Here is a 6373-nt window from a genome sequence, read left to right as displayed (position 1 = left end):
CCCGCCGTGACAGTACCCATCCGACAACAACCAATACCAGACCGATGACCAGGGTGTACAGCCAGGACATGGCCGAGCTTAGGCCGAAGTTCTGGGTTTTGAACGCCGTCTGGTAGATGGCCTCGGTCACCGGGCTGCCTGCGAAGGAATCAATGATGGTATAGATGACATTCGTCAGGATCAATGGACTCATCATCGGAAACGTAATTTTCCAGAATGATTCATAGGCCGTTGCGCCTTCAATTTTGGCCACTTCGTACATGGAACCTGGTACCGATTGCAGCGCAGCAAGGAATATCAGAATCTGTACGCCAGAGCTGCTGACAATATCGTAAATGCGCATAATGGCTTCCACGATATAATCCACATAAGCCATTGGCAGTCCCACATCATTCAGCATTCGCACAATTGAAATGACGTTGAACGAAGCTCCCCCTTCGGTAGACGATTCAACCGCACTGGCGTCCCCCATCAGATTGATCAACCCTGCGGACTCGGCTGCTGCCACCGCACTGGAGGCCAGTATGACCGGCAGGAAGAAGATCGCACGCGCCATCGTTCTGCCCTTGAATTTCTGGTTAAGCAGGGTCGCTGTAAACAGACTGAAGAACAGAATCATCGGCACATTCAGCAGCATCGCTCCAACCGAATCCACCAAGATCCGGTTGAATGTAGCATCGACTAGAATGGCATCCTTGAAATTTTTCAATCCGACAAAATCCAGTACATATCCTCCTGGGGCAACCGACAGATTGCTCATACTGAACCGGATCGATTGCAGCAGCGGCGTGGCGAACAGGAAGATGAAACCAATCAGCCATGGCGAAATAAATGCAAGTCCAAGCAGCGCTCTCCGGGATTTCAGCGATAAACGAAGTGTTCTCATCGGTTCACTCCTTCCGCTGCATAGTCCGCCCCACCAACGGTAATTCCATCAATCGTTACCGGATCATCCGTGTAATTGATCAAGATAGATGCACCGCCACTGTATGTGACACGCACAACGCCATTCTGAACTCGTTCATGCTCGGTTATTGGATGGTTCCGCAAATTACCTAATACCTCATTCGCTTCCTTGTATAATGCAGCCGCGTCATCTACCCAATACGCAAAGTCAGTGGCATAAGCCGAATCATAATTAGTCAGCTTCAGCTTGGACGATGGTTCATACGTCCATTGAAATTGCGGAGCGGAGCCCAACTCCAAGCTGCGGAGCAGCTGTTTGCGCATATCCTGATCTCCTGAAGTATTCATTGCGGAAGCAGCGTAGTCCATATATCCATGAATGACCATTTCATAAAAAGGAACTTCCTCATCGGTAATGTTAAACCGGCTGGAGCCTGAGGGAGCATCCACAATATGCTGCGTATATCCCCACGCATAAATCCAGACTGAATCAGAAAGGCATCAACATCCTCACCCTGACAGAACCTTCTGCGGATCAACTATTCACATTGCTGAATCCGGATGCCATTCGGGGCATTATTACGGTGGGTTCCATCTCGACACCCATTTTGCTTGAAATCAAGCGTCTGGGCATTCCCGTCGTCATGGTGGATCATCTGGACCCGGTCTTTCATAGTGACAGTATTTTCACCGACAATTTTGCATCCATGCGTGACATAATGCTCTATCTTCTGCGCAAGGGATTCAAACGGTTTCAGTTTGTTGGAAATACCAGTGATGCTCACAGCTTCTATGAACGTTGGGTGGCCTATACTTCAGTATTGATGGGACACAGCTTGAATCTGAATCAGATCCCGGAATTGAGCAGCCCGGATGTGGATGATTTCCACAAAACGTTTACTTCGGTCATAAATGAGGAGAACTTGCCTGAGGTTTTTGTCTGTGCCAATGACTTCTTCGCGCTCTACACCATTGAAGCCCTGGAGAGTATGGGCATTCGTGTGCCCGATCAGTGTGTAGTCACCGGTTTCGATAATGTGTACGACAATATACCGGTACTCGCCACGGTGAATGTAAACAAGGAGCAAGCTACTTGGTGCACGTGCAGTGGACCAGATGTTATGGCGTATTGTGAATCCAGAAAGTAACGTAGAGAAAAAGCTGATTCTCGCTGATGTTATGATTCGGGAACAGTACGGAAGACATAGCGGATAAACGGTAAGGTACCAAGAGACGCCAAAATACCCCCATAACCAGTGTTCGCCTGGCTTGGGGGTATTTGAGTTTGGATGTCATATAAAAATAGATGATTCTAAGAGTCCATTCTACGTATCTGTCCGCACTTCATCCCAGTCCTGATCCAAATAACAGATCAGCCAGTTCAGTGCCCGGTGACGCTCATAGGCAACTCCACCATTTAGACCCGCGGGAGGTGTTTGTTCCTTCACACGTCTGTCCACACACACCCAGTTATACCGGTAAATTAGGTCCGCTGCATCCAAAATCTCGTTTTTCGAACGAAACCGCGCCCCGGCTACAAAGGCCTCAACATCGTCACATTGCTGCAAATATCCTACATCCTGTCCCACGTTGCACAGATTTACCGGAGCTCCAAGCTCCTTGACGTAGCCAAGTGCCCATAACATAACATGATAAGCCTCGTATCCCCATGAAAAGGAAATAACCTCCTGATGTTCTGCACCATGTTGCTCCACAAATTTTCTTTCCACAGGTGAAAAGAATGAAGCTGCATCATACTTGTCGATCACTTCCTGGACCAGCGCTGCTGTATCTTCTGCGCTTTCACCGGCTCCAAGACATTCACCCTTGAGAGCTGCAATACAGAGGGCTACCGCACGCTCTGCCACTTCTTGAACACTACGGATCCTTGTATGCTCATCCCCCGCTCTTGCAGGCAGATGAACATTGAATGGGATTCCTTGCTCTGTTAGAAGCTGCTCGGAGCGCTCTTTGCGCAGCATTGCAGATTCCGACGGGGGTCTGACTTCGTCCAGAAAACTGGTGTGCGCTGTCACTTTGTAATCCTCTACTTCGGATTCTCCGTTGACATCCAGCAGCAGCTGACCTTGCGCATTCAGCAAGGAGCCACCTCCCCAGAAGATGACTGCATCGAGGGCATCGGCCAGAAGCAATAACTCATTGAAGAACTCCTCAGCGATATCCTCTTCCGTCTCGATACCAACAACCATGTTCAGTGTAGAGCATTTAATTAGTACCTTTTCCTGTAGCGAAGGATTCTTTCCCTCAATCTGACTCAGAAATCCCAGCATCCCCTGAATCATTGTGGTAAATTCTTTAGGGTGGGTCTGGCTGGTCATCATATTGAAGCCCTTCGTCTTCTTACCGAACAGCTTCTTGCGAGTGACTTGAATGTGGGTTTTATCTTCTTTACGCTCAATTGTATCCTGAGGGTATATGGATTGAATCATTTCAAACAACTGATCCAGATCAAACTGGGAGCTGTATATTGCACAATTTCTCATGAGGTTCACCTTCTTCTTTCAATTAGTCCTTATATGGGTCGAATTCATTGCCCCCAGCCATTGCAACACCTACGGGGCGCAGGATATGGTTGATTTTCAAGGTATGGGCATGCGCATTCAGCACGTCCTGCAGCTTCTTGTACACAAATGGACTTTCATCCGTTCCTGCACCCCTTAGCTCGACACCATAGGCACGAATCGCCGCTTGCATCTGTTCCTCGCTAATCTCGCCACCCATGCGTGTACGCAGCTTGTAATTCATTTTGCCAGCCGCCTGGGTTCGGCTCATCGTGCGCCCTGCACCATGTACGGTGCTGCGGAAAGACTCAGTATTCTCCTCGCTGTGGACTCCCTCCACGATTACCGAGATATCCCCCATGCTGCCTCCCACAAAACCAAGCTGTCCCGGTGCCAGCGGCGTTGCTCCTTTGCGGACTACCACGACTTCTTCGTCCATATGCTGTTCTTTCCAGGCAAAATTATGATGGTTATGAACCGAATACTCCGCACTCGCACCCAGAATACCAAGGACCTGTTCAATGACATAGTCACGTCCTGCATAAGCGTATCTGCCCGCTAGAGTCATTCCGTCCCAATACATATCACCCATTTCACTCTTAAGGTCAAACAATGTCGGTGGTTGATCCATCGATTCTCCCGGCGCTTTGCCACTGAACTTACGTCCGGCAGCCAAATTCAGAAAACCACTTGCAACCTTGTGACCGAAGCCGCGGCTGCCAAAGTGGTTCGCAATCCATACTTTACCCGTCGCCTCTTCCACAAAAATATCTACAAAATGATTGCCACTGCCCACCGTCCCGAGCTGGTTGCGCGCGAGTGTCTTCAACTTGTGCTGTAATCCATGCTCAATGGAATCAAACAGCTTCCAACTGGCATCATCGAACAGCTTATGCTCCACAGGATTTGGATTGTTGCGGCCTACGCCGAATGATATGGTCGAATTAATATTATCCATAATCACAGCAATCTGATCCCGGATATCCTCCCACATCAGGTTGGTGCGAACAGCCTTGTTTCCGCAGGCAATATCATATCCAACCCCTGACGGACTGACCATGTTCCGGTAGGCAACCACGCCCCCGATGGGCTGTGAGTACCCTTTGTGATGGTCTGCCATTAGAGCCACGCCCAGTACGTTACCATGCTGCGAGCAAGTCACCGCCTGACTTACCGCATTCTCCAGCGGTTCCCCCCAAACTTTAATGTTATCCACGATACGCATTATATGGTTAACCTCCCTTTGTCTTCATTAAAACTTCCAATGAAATATGTACGTTGAAATATATACGTCCCTGCCCATAACATTCTTTATTTTACCAAAGAGAGATCCTTCCCGAAACTATACATTCCTTCAGTTCAAAGTTATCAGCATAAACCAAAAAAAGAGAGCCAGGCTCTCTTTTTCATGATCAGTCCATGTTCTATTTTTTACTGATCTTAAACTTGAACTCCCACGTCGCTGTGTTACCCGAATAGCGGCCCCTGTTCTCCGTCACGACAACCGATAAGGTCTTGTTGATCGATTTGGAAATGGAGGGAACCTTAACGTTCGTGCTTTTGCTCCCCAAATCAGGAATTTTGTCCTGCTCTTCGGCATTCGCTTGTAATTTCACCGTATCCGTGGATTTCAGATTCAACGTGACCGATGAACCCTCCTCCAGGCTCTTGCCGTTCACACTTGCCCCAATGGCCCATTCATTACCAACCGAGTTGTTCTCCACCAGTTCTGCACTGACTAGCGTCACGGTCACTTTGACCGTTTTGGCGGCGGCATAGGATGTTGGGGAACATACGGCGAATACCAAACTCAGAATCATTAGGACATTAGCCCATTTTTTGAACACGAGAGTGCCTCCCTCATATCAGTTCATTTATTTCCAGACTATGCCTTATTCGTCCTGCTCCTTAAGTAGTCCTTCTACCTAATTAAAATGCTTCCGGTAACCCTGAACCTTCTCATCCTTAAAGCCCAGTTTTTCATAGAAAATATGAGCCTCTTTACGCTGATCGCCAGACACCAGAATCATGTACTCACATCCAAGATCTCTTGCAATGTTCTCAATCTGAAGCATAAGCTTCTGACCGATTCCCTGTCTGCGTACCCGATCAGATACAATCACATTCTCAACAACCATGAAGGGATTGCATTCACCTATCAGATCCATGCATTCAATGCCCATCACCGAACCGGCCAATTCCCCATTGTAAAATGCACCGAGTACATGGTAGTGTCCATTTTGCTGGATATAGTGAAACATCTTCTGCATCTGCTGTTCATTGGTCAGCGTACCCATTAACTCGTTGTATAGCTTGCTTAGCTCCGGTAAATCTTCAAGTTCAATTGCTTTAATAGTAACCATAAAAAACCCTCCTGATTTTTGTCCTATTTCACATATGCTGTCTTAAGTCAGGTCCTTCTTAAAATAATAATGACGGTGTCCGGTCGGTGCATTCTCGATCGTTGTGATCAATTGGTAGCCATGCTTCTTGTAAAATTCCGGTGCCTGATATGAGAATGTGTTCAGTTGAATGAAATCACAAGATTTCTCGCGTGCAATACGTTCCACCTCACGTAGCAATTGGGAACCATAACCTTGATGCCGCTGCTCCGCATCCACCCAAAGAATGTCGATCTCCAGCCAGTTCCAGCAAAGTGTACTAAGTACACCTGCAACAATCTCGCCGGCCTCATTTTTGATGTTGAAATTCAATTCTTCGTAACGATGCCTTAATTCCTCGCTCACATGCGCAGCATTAAATGCGATGAGTTGCTGGCGAACATATTCTGAATCCTCTAAAGTACTTGAATTGATGTTTATTTGAGACATCCTCTTCTCCCCCTTCTCGTCATTACTCCGCAATAAATATCTGAATGGGTCCGTCCCACGCTCATTCGTCTCCATCACCGCTACTTTCCATATCCCTGGAAAAAGGTTGAACAC

8 protein-coding genes are annotated in these 6373 nt (G+C 47.7%); 1 reads left to right on the top strand and 7 read right to left on the bottom strand.

Translation table 11 applies throughout. The annotated features are described in order from the left end of the window. Both AMS66_RS08445 and AMS66_RS08440 read right to left on the bottom strand, forming a co-directional pair. On the bottom strand, positions 1 to 886 hold an 886-nt coding region (locus tag AMS66_RS08445), incomplete at its 3' end, for a carbohydrate ABC transporter permease (RefSeq protein WP_053780373.1). Continuing rightward, positions 883 to 1356, bottom strand: coding sequence for a DUF5696 domain-containing protein (locus AMS66_RS08440; protein ID WP_053780372.1), 474 nt, complete (start codon positions 1354 to 1356; stop codon positions 883 to 885). The genes AMS66_RS08440 and AMS66_RS08445, both read right to left, overlap by 4 nt. Positions 1357 to 1454: 98 nt before the next feature. Here AMS66_RS08440 and AMS66_RS08435 point away from each other — a divergent pair, with 98 nt between their 5' ends. Further along, on the top strand, positions 1455 to 2054 hold the full coding sequence (locus tag AMS66_RS08435; RefSeq protein ID WP_053780371.1) for a substrate-binding domain-containing protein: 600 nt from the start codon (positions 1455 to 1457) through the stop codon (positions 2052 to 2054). A 177-nt stretch (positions 2055 to 2231) separates the two neighbouring features. Here AMS66_RS08435 and AMS66_RS08430 read toward each other — a convergent pair whose 3' ends face one another. The 5 genes from AMS66_RS08430 to AMS66_RS08410 all read right to left on the bottom strand — a co-directional run bounded on the left by AMS66_RS08430 (position 2232) and on the right by AMS66_RS08410 (position 6259). Next, positions 2232 to 3410 carry a DUF4272 domain-containing protein gene (locus AMS66_RS08430; RefSeq protein WP_053780370.1) on the bottom strand — a complete coding sequence of 393 codons (1179 nt, stop codon included), beginning with the start codon at positions 3408 to 3410 and terminating at the stop codon, positions 2232 to 2234. 22 nt (positions 3411 to 3432) lie between these two features. Further along, positions 3433 to 4653: an RtcB family protein gene (locus AMS66_RS08425; RefSeq protein WP_053780369.1), complete on the bottom strand. Its 1221-nt coding sequence runs from the start codon at positions 4651 to 4653 to the stop codon at positions 3433 to 3435. Between the two features lie 199 nt (positions 4654 to 4852). Beyond that, a complete protein-coding gene (locus AMS66_RS08420; protein ID WP_082350617.1) occupies positions 4853 to 5275 on the bottom strand; it encodes a hypothetical protein in 423 nt (140 codons plus the stop codon). Between the two features lie 78 nt (positions 5276 to 5353). Beyond that, a complete protein-coding gene (locus AMS66_RS08415) occupies positions 5354 to 5791 on the bottom strand; it encodes a GNAT family N-acetyltransferase (protein WP_053780368.1) in 438 nt (145 codons plus the stop codon). A 42-nt stretch (positions 5792 to 5833) separates the two neighbouring features. After that, entirely contained in the window at positions 5834 to 6259 is a 426-nt protein-coding gene (locus tag AMS66_RS08410; protein ID WP_053780367.1) for a GNAT family N-acetyltransferase, read from the bottom strand. Between the last annotated feature and the right edge of the window lie 114 nt (positions 6260 to 6373).

Source organism: Paenibacillus xylanivorans (genome assembly GCF_001280595.1).
Taxonomy (GTDB): Bacteria; Bacillota; Bacilli; order Paenibacillales; family Paenibacillaceae; genus Paenibacillus; species Paenibacillus xylanivorans.
This window is presented reverse-complemented; position numbering and strand designations above follow the sequence as displayed.